Origin of the sequence: Corallococcus exercitus, from assembly GCF_003611585.1 — a bacterium.
In the GTDB taxonomy this organism is placed as follows: Bacteria; Myxococcota; Myxococcia; order Myxococcales; family Myxococcaceae; genus Corallococcus; species Corallococcus exercitus.
In genome coordinates this window covers 1-17,767 of sequence record NZ_RAVW01000186.1, presented here as the reverse complement: position 1 = coordinate 17,767, position 17,767 = coordinate 1, and the positions used below count along the sequence as shown (strand labels likewise).

Sequence of the window (17,767 nt, the reverse complement as noted above, 5' to 3'; positions counted from 1 at the left end):
GGGCCAGGGTGGGGAAGGACGCCTTCACCGGGCCAGGCTTCGAGCCCAGCACCTCGTAGGAACCGGACGCGGGGACCGGCTCGTCATGGAGCCCGGGCAGACCATGGCCGGCACCGTGCGAGTCGTACTCCTCGGCAGGCATCTCCTCGCGCACGTACAGTCCGCCGAAGGCCTCCGGGTACGCCTTGCGCAGCGCCGCCACGCGGGCGCACTTCTCGATCATCGTCGTGGGAATCTTGGCCCACAGGGGCGTCTGCTGGACGTAGCCGGAGAAGTCCAGCCACACCACGACGGGCAGCTTCCCCTCGCGCACCACGCGCGACCAGGCACCCACCAGGGCGCCCTTGCGCTTGGCCGGGTTGAAGCGGTGCACCACCTCACCCTTGCCCTGGTCCACGACGATCTCATCCTCGGCGAACACCGCGCTCGCCTGGATGCCCTTGAAGTCCGGGAAGCGCTCCGCCCGGGCGAGCATGCCGGCCTCGGAGGGCTGGAACTCGTACTTCGTCACCCAGTTGGGGCGCTCGCGGTTGCCGATGTTCTGCCGACGCGCCACGCAGAACGCTTCCTTGAGGAGCGGATCCAGCCCGCTGCGCTTGCACTGTTCGATGAAGAGGGCGAACTCGTCCTCGCTGATTCCACGGGGGCAGATGGTCCGCTTCACCAACTCCACCCGCTCGCGGTTCCAGGCCGCGCCCTGCGGCGACGTCGTTCCTTCCGACTTCCCGTTCGCTTCGATCACGCTCATGTCCCGCATCCACGCTCTCCGATAAGGACGGACGACCCTCGCCCGCCCACCTGGTTGCTTCCCTCGACCCGCGCCGGGCCCTGCTACAGGCCTGCAGCGCGAAAAGGGGCATGGATCAACATGCGAGCCGGGCCGACCCTTCGCATCGCTTCCAGAGGCCCTGGATGGTCGGCCGCACGCCGGGCATCCGGTTCCGCCACGGAGAATGGAAGGAGTGTGCAAAAACGTTTTGACAGGGCGGGCGGCGCCCGGTATTCACCGCGCCACCTCGGACGTCGCGCAGCCAACGCGGCCGAAAGCAAAGCCGGGAGCGTAGCTCAATTGGCAGAGCAATGGACTCTTAATCCATAGGTTGTGGGTTCGATTCCCTCCGCTCTCACTCGAAGGGCCTCTTCTGGAAACGGAAGGGGCCCTTCGTCTTTTCCGGCACCCGGGGCCCCATCCCGGCCGGAAAGCCCCTGTCGTCCACGGACGTTTCGGAGTAGGACGGCGGTCGCGCGACGCGTCGGGCGGGTGGCGAAACTGGTAGACGCGCCAGACTTAGGATCTGGTACCGCAAGGTGTGAGGGTTCGAGTCCCTCCTCGCCCATTTCGCGTTGACCCGTTCGTGCCTATCCCCTAAAGCCGCACGTCCCACTTTCCGGTTGCCGCCCCGGGACGCGAAGGCCCGTGGAGGCGGCGAGCGAGGCCCGCATGAAGGTCCAGGTCGAAGAGCTCTCTCCCATCGAGAAGAAGCTCTCCATCGAGGTCGACAACGCCCGCGTTGCTGAGGAGCTCAACCGCGCGTACGCCGCGCTCAGCGGTCAGGTGCGCCTGCCCGGCTTCCGCCAGGGCAAGGTTCCCCGCCGCATCCTCGAGCAGAAGTATCGCGAGCAGGTGGAGGACGACGTCATCCAGCGCGTCGTCCAGAAGGCCTACCTGGACGCCGTGCGCGAGCACAAGGTGGAGGCCGTCGCCTCCCCCCAGGTGACCAACTCCGGCCTCAAGCCCGGCGCCCCCTTCAGCTTCGAGGCGCGCGTCGAGGTGAAGCCGAAGGTGGAGGCCAAGGACTTCGAGGGCCTGTCCCTCACGAAGGTGGACACCGCCGTCGCCGACGACGCAGTGAACCAGCAGATCGAGCAGATGCGCCAGAACCTGGGCCGCATCGAGCCCGTCACCGACCGTGACGCCGCGGCGCAGGGCGACCAGGTCACCATCGACTTCGAGGCGAAGGTGGACGGCAATGCGTTCCCCGGCAGCAAGGCGGACGGCATTGGCGTGCGCGTGCAGGACGGCGACCTCATCCAGGGCAACATCCCGCAGCTGGCGGGCGTGAAGGTCGGCGAGACCAAGGACGTCGAGTACACCTTCTCCCAGGACTACCAGGCCGAAGAGGTCCGCGGGAAGACGGCCGTCTTCCACATCACCGTCAAGGAGCTGAAGAAGCCGGTGGTGCCGGAGCTCAACGACGACTTCGCCAAGGAGACGGGCGTCGCGCAGACGGTGGACGAGCTGCGCGCGAAGGTCCGCTCGGACATGGAGAAGGCCAAGAAGAACCAGGCCACCGTGGACGAGCGCGACGCGCTCATCAAGGCGCTGCTGGAGAAGAACCCGTTCGACGTGCCCCGCGCCATGGTGGAGCGCGCCATCGACTCCATGATGGAGGGCGCCTTCCGCCAGATGCAGCGCCAGGGCATCGACCCGCGCCAGCTGGGCCTGGACTTCAACCGCCTGCGCGACGAGATGCGGGAGAAGGCCACCCTGGAGGTGAAGGGCACGCTCCTGTTCGAGGCCATCGCCCAGCAGCAGAACATCCAGGCGTCCGACGAAGAAGTGGAGAAGCGCATCGAAGACCTCGCCATCGAGGCCAACCAGCCGGTCGCTCAGGTGAAGAAGTACTTCAAGGGCCCGGACGAGCGCCTTGGGTTGTCTCTGCGACTTCGCGAGGAAAAGACGATTGAATTCCTCAAGGGCCGGGCGAAGTATTCTTGAGGCTTTTCCTTCAGGGTTCCTGAGTCCCTTCTAGAGGTCCATCCGACATGCCCTTCATGCCCGTCCCCTACGTCATCGAGCAGACCCACCGGGGTGAGCGCTCGTACGACATCTACAGCCGGCTTCTGAAGGACCGCATCGTCATGCTGGGAACGGAGATCGACGATGACGTGGCCAACGCCATCGTCGCCCAGCTCCTGTTCCTGGAGTCGGAAGACCCGGACAAGGACATCAACCTCTACATCAACTCGCCCGGTGGTTCGGTGACGGCGGGCCTCGCCATCTACGACACGATGCAGTACGTCAAGGCGCCCGTCTCCACCATCTGCGTGGGGCAGGCGGCCTCTATGGGCGCCGTGCTGCTCTTGGCCGGCGCGAAGGGCAAGCGCTACTCGCTGCCCTCCAGCCGCATCATGATCCACCAGCCGCTCGGTGGCGCGCGTGGCCAGGCGACGGACATTGAAATCCAGGCCCGCGAAATCCTCCGGATGAAGGCCAAGCTCAACGAGCTCATCGTCAAGCACACCGGCCAGACGATCGAGCGCGTGGAGAAGGACACGGACCGCGACTACTTCATGGGCGCCACGGAGGCGAAGGCGTACGGCATCCTCGACGCCATCCAGGACCCGCGGAAGGTCGTGGGCGTGAAGCCGGACGAGAAGAAGTAGACACACCGACATCCGAACGGGCCGGGGTGGCAACCACCCGGTCGGCGGCCGGGGGTGCTGGGAATCTTCTCCCGCGCCTCCGGCCTTCTCGTTTCTCCCATCACCGGTATTTTCCCCTTGTTAAGTACCCGGAAGGTGCGTGGACGTTCCGGATGGGGGCTGACTAGATTGGACGTCGGGGCAGGGGACCGGACGCGAAGCGGGTTGGGGCCTTTCAGGCGCAGCGAGGGATTTCATGGCGGGTAAGAACGTGGAGAAGCGAGACAACCAGACCCTCTGCTGCTCCTTCTGCGGCAAGTCGCAGAAGGAGGTGAAGAAGCTCATCGCGGGCCCGACGGTCTACATCTGCGACGAGTGCATCGGGCTGTGCAACGACATCATCGCGGAGGAGATCGACCGCGAGGAGACCAAGGACACCAAGCTGCGCATCCCCCGGCCCTCTGAAATCAAGGCCGTGCTGGACGAGTACGTGGTGGGCCAGGAGCGCGCGAAGAAGACGCTCTCCGTGGCGGTGCACAACCACTACAAGCGCATCGAGTCCAAGGTCGCGATGGACGACGTGGAGCTGCAGAAGAGCAACATCCTGCTGCTCGGCCCCACGGGCTCCGGCAAGACGCTGCTCGCGCAGACCCTGGCGCGCATCCTCAACGTCCCCTTCACCATCGCGGACGCCACGTGCCTCACGGAGGCCGGCTACGTCGGCGAGGACGTGGAGAACATCATCGTCAACCTGCTCCAGGCCGCGGACCACGACATCGAGCGCGCGCAGCGGGGCATCGTCTACATCGACGAAATCGACAAGATCGCCCGCAAGTCGGAGAACCCCTCCATCACCCGCGACGTGAGCGGCGAGGGCGTGCAGCAGGCGCTCTTGAAGATCATCGAAGGCACGGTGGCCAACGTCCCGCCCAAGGGTGGCCGCAAGCACCCCCAGCAGGAGTTCCTGCAGGTGGACACCACCAACATCCTCTTCATCTGCGGCGGCGCCTTCGGCGGCCTGGAGCAGGTGATCGAGCGGCGCCTGGGTGGCCGCAGCCTGGGCTTCGGCGCGGAGATCCAGTCGCGCAAGCAGCGCAACTTGAGCGAGCTGCTCAAGCACGTGGAGCCGGAGGACCTGCTCAAGTTCGGCATGATTCCGGAGTTCATCGGCCGTCTGCCCATCATCACCGCGCTGGAGGAGCTGGACGAAGGCGCGCTCGTGAACATCCTGGGCGAGCCCAAGAACGCGCTCACCAAGCAGTACCGCAAGCTCTTCGAGCTGGACGGCGTGTCGCTGAAGTTCACCGACGGGGCCCTGAAGGCCATCGCGTCGGAGGCCATCCGCCGCAAGGCGGGCGCTCGCGGCCTGCGCTCCATCCTGGAGACGGCCATGCTGGACGTGATGTACGAAATCCCGTCCCGCAAGACGGCCCGCGAGGTGCTCATCTCCGAGGAGGTCATCCTCAAGAAGAGCGAGCCCGTCGTCCTGCACTCGCAGGACAACAAGGAGACGCCGGAGCCGAAGAAGGAATCGGCCTGAGCGAAGGCATCCCCTGGGGGCTCGCAAGGGCCTGAAGGAGATGGCGGGGCGCGTCACGGTCTTGACCGGGGCGCGCCCTGTGCCTTTCCAGGGCATCCAGGCGTGGGGACGGACCGCACTTTTTCCGGGCCGGGGACGGGGGCTTCTTGTATCTGCTGTCCCCCATGAGAAAGCTCCTCATGCCTGCCCTGCTGTCGCTCGTGGCCTGCACTTCCACGAAGGAAGCCACGCGCGAAGAGGCCCCTGCCTCCGCGTCCTCCGCCACGAAGGGCGACAGCGCTCCGGCCCGGGAGGGCCCTTCCCGCATGGCCTACCCGGCGACCCGTTCCGAAGCGGTGGTGGACACGCTGCACGGCCAGCAGGTGGCGGACCCGTACCGCTGGCTGGAGGACGAGAAGGCCCCGGAGGTCCAGGCCTGGATGAAGGCGCAGGACGGCTTCACCCGTGACGCGCTGGCGAAGATGCCGGGCCGCGACGCGCTGACGAAGCGCTTCACGGAGCTGTTCTACGTGGACTCCGTGACGGCGCCCTTCCGCCGGGGCAACCGCTTCTTCTACATGCGGACCCACAAGGACAAGGAGAAGGCCATCGTCTACTGGAAGGACGGCGAGTCCGGACAGGAGAAGGTGCTGCTGGACCCCAACGCCATGAGCAAGGACGCCCCGGTGTCCCTGGGCCGGTGGGTGCCGTCGTGGGACGGCAAGCGCGTGGCCTTCCCGGTGCGCCCCAACGCCGCGGACGAGGCCACCCTGCACGTCATCGACGTGGACACCGGTGAGTGGTCCAAGGTCGACGTGATTGAAGGCGCGAAGTACGCCAACACGAACTGGACCCCGGACGGCAAGGGCTTCTACTACGAGTGGCTGCCCACGGACCCCTCCATCCCGGTGGACGCGCGCCCGGGCTACACCACGCTCAAGTTCCACAAGCTGGGGGAGGACCCGAAGAAGGACGTCGTGGTGCACGAGCGCACGGGCGACCCGACCACGTTCCTCCAGGGCGACCTGTCGCGCGACGGCAAGTACCTCTTCGCCTCCATCCTGCGCGGCTGGAGCGAGAACGACGTCTACTGGAAGCACCCGCAGGAGAAGGACTGGCGGCTGCTCGTGAAGGGCAAGGGCGCCAAGTACAGCGTCCTCGCCTGGAAGGACCGCTTCTACGTCGTCACCGACGAGGGCGCCCCGCGCCAGCGCGTCTTCGCCGTGGACCCGAAGAAGACCGACCGGGCGAACTGGAAGGAGCTGGTGCCGGAGGACCCCAAGGCCACGCTGGAGAGCGTGTCGCTGGTGGGCGGCCACCTGGCGCTGGAGTACCTCAAGGACGTGACCACGGAGCTGCGCATCACCACGCTGGAGGGCAAGCCGGTGCGCACCGTGCAGCTGCCGGGCGTGGGCGCCGCCAGCAACCTGACGGGCCTGGAGGACCAGGACGACGCCTACTTCTCCTACAGCTCCTTCACCACGCCCCGGCAGGTGTACCGGACGTCCGTGAAGAGCGGGAAGGTGGACCTGTGGGCGAAGGTGGAGGTGCCCATGGACCCGGACGCGTACACCACGGAGCAGGTCTTCTACACGTCGAAGGACGGCACCAAGGTGCCCATGTTCCTCGTCTACAAGAAGGGCCTGAAGAAGGACGGAAACGCACCCACGCTGCTCTACGGGTACGGCGGCTTCCTCGTGAGCATGCAGCCCTCCTTCCGCGCGAGCATCCTGCCGTGGCTGGACGCGGGCGGCGTCTACGCGGTGGCCAACCTGCGCGGCGGCGGTGAGTACGGCACCGCGTGGCACGAGGCGGGCAAGGGCGCGAACAAGCAGAACGTCTTCGACGACTTCGCGGGCGCGGCCGAGTACCTGGCGAAGGAGAAGTACACGCAGGCGAAGAAGCTGGCCATCTACGGCGGCAGCAACGGCGGCCTGCTGGTGGGCGCGGCCATGACGCAGCGCCCGGAGCTGTACGGCGCGGTGGTGTGCGGCGTGCCGCTCCTGGACATGGTGCGCTTCCACCTGTTCGGCAGCGGGCGGACGTGGGTGCCGGAGTACGGGTCGGCGGAGGACGCCGGGCAGTTCAAGACCCTGTACGCCTATTCGCCCTACCACCACGTGCGGCAGGACGTGCAGTACCCGGCGCTCCTGATGATGAGCTCGGACCACGACGACCGCGTGGACCCCATGCACGCGCGCAAGTTCGTGGCGGCGGTGCAGAACACGAAGGGCAATTCGGCGCCCACGTTGCTACGCATTGAAGCCAACGCGGGCCACGGAGGGGCGGACCAGGTGGCCAAGGCCATCGAGTCCAGCGTCGACATGTACGCCTTCCTCTTCCAGGTCCTGGGCGTTGCACGGCCGGATGCCGGGGTAGCGGCCGAGAGCCGCTAGAATCCGGGCAGCACACACTTCTGCCTGCCGGTGTTCCCTTGATGGCAGGGAGCAGGCCCCCAATCTTGTGACGGGAACGGGGCCTGCGAGCGGCGTGTTATAGAGCGGTGTTTCACCCTGCATGCGCGCTTGGGCGGCATGCGGGCAACTCTTCAAGGGCCTGTCTGTCTGGCGGGCCAGCGGGTGGCGGATACATGTTCTTCGGACGTGACGACAAGAAGGAAGCCCAGAAGCGGGGCCTGACCATCCCGCTCTTGCCCCTTCGGGACATCATCGTGTTCCCGCACATGGTGGTTCCGCTGTTCGTCGGCCGGGAGAAGTCCATCGCGGCCCTGAAGGACGCGATGGCCCACAAGGGGCCGGATGACAAGGCGGTCATCCTGCTGGCCGCCCAGAAGAAGGCCAAGACGAACGACCCCTCGCCCGACGACATCTTCCACTTCGGCACCATCGGCCACCTCATCCAGCTCCTCCCGCTGCCCGACGGCACGATGAAGGTCCTGGTGGAGGGCGTGCGCCGCGCCAAGGTGAAGAAGTTCCACCCCAACGACTCGTTCTTCATGGTCGAGGTGGATGAGGTCGAGGAGCAGCTGGAGAAGAGCGTGGAGCTGGAGGCGCTGGTGCGCTCCGTCCACTCCGTCTTCGAAGCCTTCGTGAAGCTCAACAAGCGCATCCCGCCGGAGATGCTGATGCAGGTCGCCAGCATCGACGACCCGGCGCGCCTGGCGGACACCATCGTCGCGCACCTGTCGCTGAAGCTGAACGACAAGCAGGCGCTGCTCGAGACGGAGTCCCCGGCCAAGCGCCTGGAGAAGCTCTACGAGCTGATGCAGGGCGAGATCGAGATCCTCCAGGTGGAGAAGAAGATCCGCACGCGCGTCAAGAAGCAGATGGAGAAGACCCAGAAGGAGTACTACCTGAATGAGCAGATGCAGGCCATTCAGAAGGAACTGGGTGAGCGCGACGAGTTCAAGAACGAGATCCAGGAGATTGAAGAGAAGCTGAAGAACAAGCGGATGAGCAAGGAGGCCACGCTCAAGGTCAAGAAGGAGCTGAAGAAGCTCCGGATGATGAGCCCGATGAGCGCCGAGGCCACGGTCGTCCGCAACTACATCGACTGGATCATCAGCCTGCCCTGGTACGACGAGACCCAGGACCGGCTGGACGTCACCGAAGCGGAGCGGGTGCTCAACGAGGACCACTACGGCCTGAAGAAGCCGAAGGAGCGCATCCTTGAGTACCTCGCCGTGCAGCAGCTGGTGAAGAAGCTGAAGGGCCCCGTGCTGTGCTTCGTGGGTCCTCCGGGCGTGGGCAAGACGTCGCTGGCGCGCAGCATCGCGCGGGCCACGGGCCGCAAGTTCGTGCGCCTGTCGCTGGGCGGCGTGCGCGACGAGGCGGAGATCCGCGGCCACCGCCGCACGTACATCGGCGCGATGCCGGGCAAGCTCATCCAGTCCCTGAAGAAGGCGGGCAGCAACAACCCCGTGTTCCTCCTGGACGAGATCGACAAGATGTCCACGGACTTCCGTGGCGACCCGAGCGCGGCGCTGCTGGAGGTGCTGGACCCGGAGCAGAACCACAACTTCAATGACCACTACCTGGACCTCGACTACGACCTGTCCAAGGTGATGTTCATCTGCACCGCGAACACGATGCACAACATCCCCGGTCCGCTGCAGGACCGCATGGAGGTCATCCGCATCGCGGGCTACACGGAGCCGGAGAAGCTCTCCATCGCGCGGCGCTACCTGATTCCGAAGGAGCAGGAGGCCAACGGCCTCGCGGACCTGAAGATCGACATCACCAACGACGCGCTGAAGACCATCGTGCACCGCTACACGCGCGAGTCGGGTGTGCGCTCGCTGGAGCGTGAGATTGGTGGCGTGTTCCGGAAGATCGCCCGCGATGTGCTGAAGAACGGCAAGCGGGACCTCATCGAGGTGGACCGCAAGCAGGCGATGAAGTTCCTGGGCACGCCCCGCTTCCGCTACGGCGTGGCGGAGCGCGAGGACCAGGTGGGCATCGTCACGGGCCTCGCGTGGACGGAGCTGGGCGGTGAGATCCTCACCACGGAAGCCACGTCCATGCCGGGCAAGGGCAAGCTCATCATCACCGGCAAGCTGGGTGAGGTGATGCAGGAGTCCGCCCAGGCGGCCATGTCCTACGTGCGCAGCCGCGCGGAGCGCTTCGGCATCGACCGCAAGGTGTTCGAGAACTACGACATCCACGTCCACCTGCCGGAGGGCGCGATTCCCAAGGACGGTCCGTCCGCGGGCGTCACCATGGCCACGGCGCTGGTGAGCGCGCTCACGCGCGTGCCGGTCCGCAGGGACGTGGCGATGACGGGTGAAATCACGCTGCGCGGCCGCGTGCTGCCCATCGGCGGTCTGAAGGAGAAGACGCTGGCGGCGCACCGCGCGGGCATCAAGACGGTCCTCATCCCGAAGGCGAACAAGAAGGACCTGAAGGACATCCCGCTGAAGATCCGCAAGGCGCTGCGCATCGTCCCGGTGGAGTTCGTGGACGACGTGCTGCGTGAGGCGCTGCTCCTGGACAAGCCGGAGGAGTTCGGCCGCAAGGGCGCCGGGGACAACCTGAAGATGGGGCTGTCCGTGCCGGAGGCGGTGTCCACGCCTTCCACGCCGGCCTCCTGAGGCCTTGAGTCCCGGGCCCCTTGAGGGGGCCTGGGATGGGTGGTGACGAAGCCAGGATGCCGGCCGACCAGGAGTCGCCGGTCTCCTGGCTTCTCTCTTTTTTGGGAGCCGGTCGGGGTAGAACGCGGGCGGTGGCTCCCCGCGCGCGAATCCTGTCCTACTCCCTGGTGCTGGTGATGGCCGCGGCCTGCGGGCCGTGCGGCTTCCAGCCCGAGCCGGGCGTGAAGGTGGTGGTGCCCGCGATGCCCACCACGCTCGACTGGAGCCATTCGGATCCGCAGAGCTGGGTGAACTACCCGGTGATGCTCGCCACGCAGAAGGGGCTCACCACGCTGGGGGCGGACCACTCCGTCCAGCCGGGCCTGGCGGAGCGGTGGGAGCGCGAGTCGGACGCGGCCGGGCACGAGGTCTACACCTTCCACCTGCGCTCGGACGTGACGTGGTCGGACGGCTCGCCCGTCACGGCGCGCGACTTCGTCTTCGGCTGGCACCGGGCCCTGCTGGGCCGCGAGCGCGGCGAGATGGCGGACCTCCAGGGCGCGGAGGAGGTGCTCGCGTTGCTGGAGCGCGCGGCGCCGGACGCGGAGGTGAAGGCCGCGCTGGCGCGGGTGGGCGTGGAGGCGGTGGATGCGCGGACGCTGCGGGTGACGCTGGAGCGGCCCCGCAGCTACTTCCTGGCGCGGCTCGCGAACGTGTACCTGTTCTTTCCCGCGCCGTCGGCGGACCTGGAGGGCAAGTCGGACGAGGCGGTGCGCGACTACTTCGACCGGCCCCGCGACGGGCGTCCGCTGGCGGTGGGGCCCTATCGCGTGGAGCGATGGGACCGCGCGGGGGAGCGCGTGCGGCTGGTCTACAACCCGCGCAGCGCGTTCCCGCCGCCGCTGGGGCCGGGGGAGACGCCGGCCCCGGTGCTGACGCTGATGAAGTCGGAGATCGGCCCGGCGCTGTATGAGCGGGGCCGCGTGGACTTCGTGTTCGTGGACAGCGCGGCGGCGCTGCGCGGGATGCGGGCCGCGGACCTGAAGCGCGAGCCGCTGTTGTCCACGTACTTCCTGGCCTTCAACACGGAGCGTCCGCCGTTGGACCGGCCGGAGGTGCGCCGGGCGCTGGCGCGGGCGCTGGACCGGGAGGCGCTGCTCGCGGGGCTGCTGCCGGCGGCGCGCGCGACGAACGTGCTGCTGCCTCCGGAGCTGCCGGACGCGGCGACGCCGGAGCAGGCGGCGCGGCTGCCGCGCTACGAGCCGGAGCGGGCGAAGGCGGAGCTGGCCGGGGCGAAGGGCCTGGACCGGCCGCTGCGGCTGGTGGTGAAGGCGGGGGATTCGTTCGTGCCGGAGGAGGCGCTGGCGGAGCGCATCGCGGCGCAGCTCGCGAAGGTGGGCGTGACGGTGGTGGTGGATTCGCGCTCGGACTTCTCCGCGGAGGTGGCGCGCAGGACGCCGCAGGGGCCGCGCGCGTATGACCTGCAGCTGCGGCGGCTGGGCGCGGACTACGCGCACCCGAACACGTTCTTCACGCTGTTCGAACGGCAGGGCAACCACCAGACGGGCTGGGAGACGCAGGCCGGTGGCGAGCCGATGCGCCGCTTCGAGCAGCTGCTGGAGGCGGCGGACGGCGACGCGGATCCGGTGCACGCGCGCGAGCTGTACGCGAAGGCCCAGGAGGTGCTGGTGGGGGAGCAGGCCGTCATCGCGCCGCTGTACCACCCGGACCGCTACTTCCGAGCGCGAGCACGGCTGCATGGGCTGGACGTGGATCCGTTCAACTTCCTCGCGCTTCGCGCGTTGCGGCTGGGGCCGGCCGAGACGCCCACGGCGCGCGCGGAAGGGCAGGGGCCCTAGAGCATGCGCACGGTGAGCACGGACTTCGTGATGCGAAGCGTAGCGCCATGGCACGTGGCCCCGCTGCGCGAGAGCCTGTCGCGAGGCGCAATGCCGCGCATGGAGGGCACTCCGCGCACGAGTGTGTTCCTGACTCCAGCCCCGGGCCCCGGGCCCATGGACCCGGCGATTCAGGCCACCGTGGGTGAGTCGTGCACGCGGGTCGCCGGGCCGCACTCCGGAGTCTCTCCGCACGAGTGCTTGTCCCGAGCCTTGGTGCTGCGTGCTCCGGTCATGAGGCGGGAGGCCTGGCGCATGCGCCCCATCGCGACGCACCCCCTGCGACGGCTTGTGCCGGTCACAAGGCAGGAGCCCTAGCGCATGCGCCTCATCGCGACGCGCCTCGTGCGGCAGCTCGTGCTCGTGCCAGTGGTGGCGGTGGCCTCGTACTTCCTCATGGCCGCGCTGCCGCTCACCACGGAGAGCGACACCAAGCGGCAGGTGTCTCCGGAGCTGGCGGCTTCGTACCATCGCGACCTGGGCATCGGTGAACCGCTGGGGTTCCTGCGGCCGTGGCAGAAGCTCTTCTCCGGGGAGCGTCTGGGCACCAGCGCGCAGGGCATCACCGGCGATGAGCTCCTCCAGAAGCTCTCCGGCAGCGTGGGCGTGGGCCTGGTCGCGCTTCCCCTGGCCCTGGCGTGGGCGGTGGGCTTCGCGCTCCTGCGCACCCGGTGGCGGCGGGGACGCTTCGCCGTGTTCGGCGACGTGCTCCCGGCCATCGCGTTCGGGACGCCGGTGTTCATCCCCGCGCTGCTCCTGGCCCCCGCCGTGGTGGAGCGCGGCCACCTGCTGCCGGAGCTCTGCGCGGCGGTCGTCATCGCCATCTGGCCGGGGACCTTCCTGGGCACGCTCGTGGGCGATGCCCTGGAAACCGAGCTGTCCCGCGACTACGTGCGCACCGCGCTCAGCAAGGGGCTGGACCCCGGCACCGTGCTGCGGCGCCACGTGCTCCCCAACGTGTGGCCCGCGCTCCTGGACGCCGTGACCCCTGTCGCCACCGCGCTGCTCGCGGGCTCGTTCGCCGCGGAGCGCGTCTTCGGCCTGCCGTACTTCGGCCAGCTCTACGTGCTCGCCGTGCTCAACAAGCAGGTCGCCGTCGTCGTCGTGTCCACCACCACCTTCGCCACCGTGCTCGTCGTCGTGAGCCTCACCGTGGAGCTCTTGCGCATGCTCGTGGATCCGCGCGCCCGGGAGGCCCGCGCGTGAGCCGCGTCCCCGTGCGCGCCTGGGTGGGACTGGTCCTCCTCGTGGGGCTGGGCGTCTTGAGCCTCGTGGCCGGACGCCTGTTCCCGGAAGTCCTCACGCATACCTGCCCGCTGGGCTGGGACCTGAACCGCCCCGACCGCAGCGTGTGCGAGCTGGCCTTCGGTGGCCTGTGGGTGTCCCTGGCCGTGGGACTCGCGGCCGGTGCGCTGTCCACCGTGCTGGGGCTCGTCGTCGCGGCGCTCGCGCGGCTGTCGGGTGGCGTGACGGAGCAGGTGGTCCTTCGCGCCGTGGATGCCGTGTTCGCGCTACCGGACGTACTCGTGGTGATGGTGCTCCAGCTCGCGGGCCAGTCTCTCATGGACGCGGGCATGACCAGCGGCCTGGGGCCCTTCGGCTTGATGGTGACGTCCCTGGCCCTGGTGGGCTGGGCCGGCCCCGCGCGCATGTTCCGCGACCGCCTGGCCACGCTGGAAGGCCAGGAGTACGTGGCCGCCGCGCGGGCGTTGGGCGGTGGCGGGCCGCACGTCCTGCGCGTGCACCTGTGGCCCATGCTGCGCCCCTTCGTGCTGGCCGTATTCCTGAGCCGCCTGCCGAACGCCATCCTCACCGAGTCCACAGTGAGCTTCTTCGGCATCGCCCGCATGGAGCCCATGTCCCTGGGCCGCTACCTGGGCACGTCCTACGCCGCGCTCATCTACGAGGGCGGGGGGCGCGTCGTCATTCCCGCCTGGGGCCTGCTCGTCCTGCTGGTGCTTGGCGCCTCGCTCGCTTCGCAAGCCTTGGGGGGAGGTCGCCGTCGCGAAGTGTGAGGAATGCCGCACATGGGGACAAAGGTTCCACTCGAACGGAAACCCTTTGCCCTCAGGTGAACACCATGTCCCTCCCGACGGAAGAAATCCCCCTCTCGCCTGCCCGTGATGAACGTCCGCGTGACGACGGTCTGCGGAAGGAAACCGTCCGGGGCTCGGTGCTGGTGGTGGAAGACGACGCCGCGCACCGCGAGCTGCTGGTGGAGATGGTGAGTGGCTGGGGCTACGACGCCATGCCCGTGGGCAGCGCCGAAGAGGCCGAGTTCGCCGTGCGCAACAAGCGCATGGACGCCGCCATCGTGGACGTGTTCCTGCCCGGCCGCAGCGGCACCACGCTCATGTCCAAGCTGCGTGAGAAGTTCCCGCAGGCGGTGCTCATCGGCGTCAGCGCCATGAGCGACGCGGCCACCGCACGCAAGTGCAAGGGCCTGGGCGCGGACCTCTTCATCGGCAAGCCGTTGGATCCGGAGAAGCTGGCCAAGGCGTTGAAGTCCAAGCACCAGAGCTGGCACTGAAGCCAGCAGGGGAGCGGGTTCCGGTTGCACACCCCCGCCGGACACCCGATGCTCCCTGGCGTGAAGAACCTCGCCTCCGGCTTCCTGCTGGCCATGCCCCAGCTTGGAGACCCGAACTTCTACCGGTCGGTCATCCTGATGATCGAACACGGGGAGACGGGCTCCATGGGGATTGTCGTGAACCGGGGAGCGCCCCTGACGCTCGGTGAGCTGGCGCGCGGTCAGTCGATGGACATCTCGACGGACCGCGTGTCGCAGCCGGTGTTCGTGGGCGGCCCGGTGGAGCCCCAGCGGGGCTTCGTCCTGCATGACGATGAATCCGTGCCAGAGAAGCACGCCGTCCTGCCCGGCCTCTACCTGAGCGTCACGCTGGACGCGCTGGGCCCCCTCCTGCAGCGGACGGACCCGCGCGTGCGCTTCTGCCTGGGGTACGCGGGCTGGGGCCCCAAGCAGCTGGAGAATGAGATTGCCGCCGGCTCGTGGCTGTACGCCGACGCCACCGCGGACGCGGTGCTGGGACAGGACCCGGCGAAGCTGTGGGATGCCACCCTGCGTGGGCTGGGCGTGGACCCGGCCATGCTGGTGATGGGAAAGGGGATGAACTGATGCTCGACGCCGAGATGCTTCGCCGTTACCTCCTGGAGGCCCTGCCGGGCTCGGAGGTGGAGTTGAACGACACCACGGGGACGGGAGACCACTTCGAGGCGCGCGTCGTCTCCCCCGCCTTCACCGGCAAGACGATGGTGGAGCAGCACCAGCTGGTGTACGCGCCGCTGCAGCCGTGGCTGAAGTCCGGCGAGCTGCACGCGCTGGCGCTCAAGACCTATTCGCCCGAGCAGTGGAAGAAGCTCGGGCCCCGCTGAAGAAGGAGCAACGATTCATGGATCCGAACCTCAAGGCCCAGTTCGACGAGACGGTGAAGTCGCACCCCATCGTCCTCTTCATGAAGGGCAATGCCCTGTTCCCCCAGTGCGGCTTCTCCGCGCGCGCCCTCCAGCTGCTCCAGCCGCTGGGCCCGGTGCACACGGTGGACGTGCTGGCGGACCCCAACGTGCGTCAGGGCATCAAGGACTACTCCAACTGGCCCACGATTCCGCAGGTCTACATCCACGGAAAGTTCGTGGGCGGGTCGGACATCCTGATGGAGCTGGCCGAGCGCGGCGAGCTGCAGGGCCTGGTCGCCGCCGGCGGCAAGTAGGCGCTTCAAGAGGGAGCGGGGCCGGGGGGAAGACCCGGGCCCCGTCCCCCGCGTAGACTGGGCGGCGGTCGCCAAGAGGGGTCTCGCCGCCGTGCTCACCGTCACACCGCCTGATTCGAAGCCGCAGGACGCGTCCACCGAAGTGCCCGGCAGTCCGGTGGGGACAGGCCCCCTGCCGCCCGGGGCGAACGTCGCGGTCGCCACGCCCGGCGCCGCCGTCGCGGATCCGGACGACCTCGTCAGCACGGAGAAGCTGCCCACGCTGGTGGACCGCGTGCAGGCCTTCCGCGCGAAGTACGAGAAGCAGGAGATGGCCCTCTTCTTCTTCGCGGGCTTCCTCTACGACGTCCTCACGCTGAGCCCCATCGACGATGCGCTCACGGAGGTGCAGAACTTCGCCTACCTGGCCATCCTCGCGGGCCTGCTGGTGCTGGAGCAGCGCTACCCCGAAGGCGTGGAGCCGCCGAAGCTGCTGATGAAGGTGTGGCGCTTCCGCGAGGACGCGCTGCACTTCTTCCTGGGCAGCCTGTTGAGCGCGTTCACGCTGTTCCTCTTCAAGAGCTCGTCGGGCTTCACGCCGCTCCTGTTCCTGGGGGGCATGTTCGGGCTGCTGGTGGCGAACGAGCTGCCGCGCTTCCGGCAGCTGGGGCCCGTCATCCGCGTGGCCCTCTTCAGCCTGTGCGTGACGCTGTACTTCGCGTCGCTGCTGCCGGTGCTGCTGGGGCGGGTGGGGTGGTGGATCTTCACGCTCTCCGTGGCGCTGGGGTGTGGGAGCGTCTACGGGCTCCTGCGCGTGCTCAAGCGGTGGCGCCCGGACGAGAAGGCGCTGCTGCGCACGGTGGCGGTGCCCGGCTTCGGCGCGCAGGCGCTGCTGCTCGGGTGCTACTTCCTGGGCGTGATTCCGCCGGTGCCCCTGGCGGTGCAGTACAGCGGCATCTACCACTCGGTGGAGCGCGTCTCCGCGGGCGTGTACCGCCTGACGTCGGAGGATCACCCGTGGTGGAAGGTCTGGACGGCGTTCCACCATGGCGACCAGGACTTCACGGTGCGGGCCGGCGAGGAGCCCATGTACTTCTTCCGCATCTTCGCCCCCAAGGGCTTCGAGAAGTACCAGGTGCGCGTGCGCTGGTTCTTCGACCACCCGGAGAAGGGCTGGACGGCGCTGGGCAAGGGGTTCATGGCCAACGTGAGCAGCAACGGCTCGGAGGGCGGCTACCGCTACTACGCGAGGCCGGGCACCACGCCCAAGCCGGGCGACTGGCGCGTCGTGCTGGAGACGGAGGACGGGCATGAGATCAACCGCCTGAACTTCACCGTCACCGAGGACACGCGCACCGAGCCGCGCCCGGAGAAGGTGGACGTGTCCGTGCTCAAGATCGTCAAGCCCATCTCCCTGGAGGAGTGGCAGAAGAGCCAGCCTCCTCCCGCGCCGGTGACGGCGCCCGCGGCGGCTACGGCGCCGGTGCCTTGAGCAGCGTCACCTGACCCAGCAGCACCGGCACCGCCGTCTCCACGCGCAGGATGCGGGGGCCCAGGGAGAAGGGCTGGAAGCCGTGCGCTTCCAGCAGCTGCGCCTCGAAGGGCACCCAGCCGCCATCCGGACCGATGGCGAGCACCACACGCCGGGCGCTCGCGACACCCCGGGCCTGGAGGGGCTGGCTGGCCGGAGGGTGGGGGAGCAGGCGCAGGGCGTCCGTACCGAAGACGGTGTCCAGCTCGTCCTCGACGAAGGGGCGGAAGCGCTCGCGGATCAGCACCTCCGGAGCGCGCGTGTCGCGGGCCTGCTCCAGGCCCTGATGGAGCAGCTCGCGGACGAAGGCCTCGTTGAGCACCTTGGAGTCGAAGTAGCTCTTCTCCACGCGGGCCGCGTTCACCAGCACCACGCGGTCCACGCCCAGGGATGCCACGGCGGGCAGCACCTTCTTGAGCGCCTTGGGGCGGGGGATGGCCAGCAGCAGGTCCACGCCGGCCCTGGGCGGGGGCGCATCCGTGAGGGTGACGCGCAGGTGGAGCAGGCCGGGGGCGTTCTCCAGCACCTCGCCCGTGCCGGTGGGGCCGTCCAGGCGGCCCACGCGCAGGGACTCGCCGGGTTCGGCCTTGAGGACCTCGCGGGCGTGCTGGGCGCGGCGGCCGGTGAGCCGGGCGGTGCCGTCCGGCTGGAAGTCCTCGTCGAAGAGCAGGAGCAGGTTCACGGTAGGCCCCATGTAGCCGTTCCCGGGCGGGCCTG

General features: G+C 68.4%; 15 protein-coding genes and 2 tRNA genes. 15 read left to right on the top strand and 2 right to left on the bottom strand.

The features are described 5' to 3' along the window. The coding region (bet, locus tag D7W79_RS22470; RefSeq protein WP_120527437.1) for a phage recombination protein Bet at positions 1-739 on the bottom strand (739 nt) is incomplete at its 3' end. 315 nt (positions 740-1,054) lie between these two features. On the opposite strand from bet, the gene D7W79_RS22465 reads away from it, so the two are divergent. The 15 genes from D7W79_RS22465 to D7W79_RS22390 all read left to right on the top strand — a co-directional run bounded on the left by D7W79_RS22465 (position 1,055) and on the right by D7W79_RS22390 (position 17,011). Then, positions 1,055-1,127: transfer RNA gene (locus D7W79_RS22465), tRNA-Lys, on the top strand. A 128-nt stretch (positions 1,128-1,255) separates the two neighbouring features. Then, positions 1,256-1,337 (top strand) — tRNA-Leu (locus D7W79_RS22460). A 104-nt stretch (positions 1,338-1,441) separates the two neighbouring features. Further along, the gene (gene tig / locus D7W79_RS22455; RefSeq protein WP_120527436.1) at positions 1,442-2,719 is read left to right on the top strand and encodes a trigger factor; all 1,278 of its coding nucleotides are present in this window, start codon (positions 1,442-1,444) and stop codon (positions 2,717-2,719) included. Positions 2,720-2,766: 47 nt separating this feature from the next. Then, positions 2,767-3,387, top strand: a complete 621-nt coding sequence (clpP, locus tag D7W79_RS22450) for an ATP-dependent Clp endopeptidase proteolytic subunit ClpP (protein ID WP_120527430.1) — start codon at positions 2,767-2,769, stop codon at positions 3,385-3,387. A gap of 235 nt (positions 3,388-3,622) precedes the next feature. Further along, positions 3,623-4,906, top strand: coding sequence for an ATP-dependent Clp protease ATP-binding subunit ClpX (clpX, locus tag D7W79_RS22445; RefSeq protein ID WP_014394869.1), 1,284 nt, complete (start codon positions 3,623-3,625; stop codon positions 4,904-4,906). A 164-nt stretch (positions 4,907-5,070) separates the two neighbouring features. Continuing rightward, entirely contained in the window at positions 5,071-7,281 is a 2,211-nt protein-coding gene (locus D7W79_RS22440) for a prolyl oligopeptidase family serine peptidase (protein WP_244221907.1), read from the top strand. A 194-nt stretch (positions 7,282-7,475) separates the two neighbouring features. After that, the gene (gene lon / locus D7W79_RS22435) at positions 7,476-9,935 is read left to right on the top strand and encodes an endopeptidase La (protein ID WP_120527429.1); all 2,460 of its coding nucleotides are present in this window, start codon (positions 7,476-7,478) and stop codon (positions 9,933-9,935) included. A 176-nt stretch (positions 9,936-10,111) separates the two neighbouring features. Beyond that, positions 10,112-11,773 carry a peptide ABC transporter substrate-binding protein gene (locus D7W79_RS22430; protein WP_120527434.1) on the top strand — a complete coding sequence of 554 codons (1,662 nt, stop codon included), beginning with the start codon at positions 10,112-10,114 and terminating at the stop codon, positions 11,771-11,773. 360 nt (positions 11,774-12,133) lie between these two features. Continuing rightward, complete coding sequence (locus D7W79_RS22420; protein ID WP_120527427.1) at positions 12,134-13,018, top strand: ABC transporter permease subunit; 885 nt, start codon at positions 12,134-12,136, stop codon at positions 13,016-13,018. After that, positions 13,015-13,827, top strand: coding sequence for an ABC transporter permease subunit (locus D7W79_RS22415; protein WP_120527426.1), 813 nt, complete (start codon positions 13,015-13,017; stop codon positions 13,825-13,827). The genes D7W79_RS22420 and D7W79_RS22415 overlap by 4 nt, the downstream gene beginning before the upstream one ends. Positions 13,828-13,892: 65 nt before the next feature. Beyond that, positions 13,893-14,342 (top strand): response regulator, encoded by a 450-nt coding sequence (locus D7W79_RS22410; protein ID WP_120527433.1) that lies wholly within the window; start codon positions 13,893-13,895, stop codon positions 14,340-14,342. Between the two features lie 60 nt (positions 14,343-14,402). Next, on the top strand, positions 14,403-14,948 hold the full coding sequence (locus D7W79_RS22405) for a YqgE/AlgH family protein (protein WP_120527432.1): 546 nt from the start codon (positions 14,403-14,405) through the stop codon (positions 14,946-14,948). Next, positions 14,948-15,205, top strand: a complete 258-nt coding sequence (locus D7W79_RS22400; RefSeq protein ID WP_120527425.1) for a BolA family protein — start codon at positions 14,948-14,950, stop codon at positions 15,203-15,205. The genes D7W79_RS22405 and D7W79_RS22400 overlap by 1 nt, the downstream gene beginning before the upstream one ends. Positions 15,206-15,222: 17 nt before the next feature. After that, positions 15,223-15,540, top strand: coding sequence for a Grx4 family monothiol glutaredoxin (grxD, locus tag D7W79_RS22395; RefSeq protein ID WP_120527424.1), 318 nt, complete (start codon positions 15,223-15,225; stop codon positions 15,538-15,540). A 91-nt stretch (positions 15,541-15,631) separates the two neighbouring features. Next, positions 15,632-17,011, top strand: a complete 1,380-nt coding sequence (locus tag D7W79_RS22390) for a DUF2914 domain-containing protein (protein WP_120527423.1) — start codon at positions 15,632-15,634, stop codon at positions 17,009-17,011. Here D7W79_RS22390 and D7W79_RS22385 read toward each other — a convergent pair. Beyond that, positions 16,992-17,732: a 16S rRNA (uracil(1498)-N(3))-methyltransferase gene (locus D7W79_RS22385; protein ID WP_120527431.1), complete on the bottom strand. Its 741-nt coding sequence runs from the start codon at positions 17,730-17,732 to the stop codon at positions 16,992-16,994. The genes D7W79_RS22390 and D7W79_RS22385 overlap by 20 nt on opposite strands. Positions 17,733-17,767: the final 35 nt, after the last annotated feature.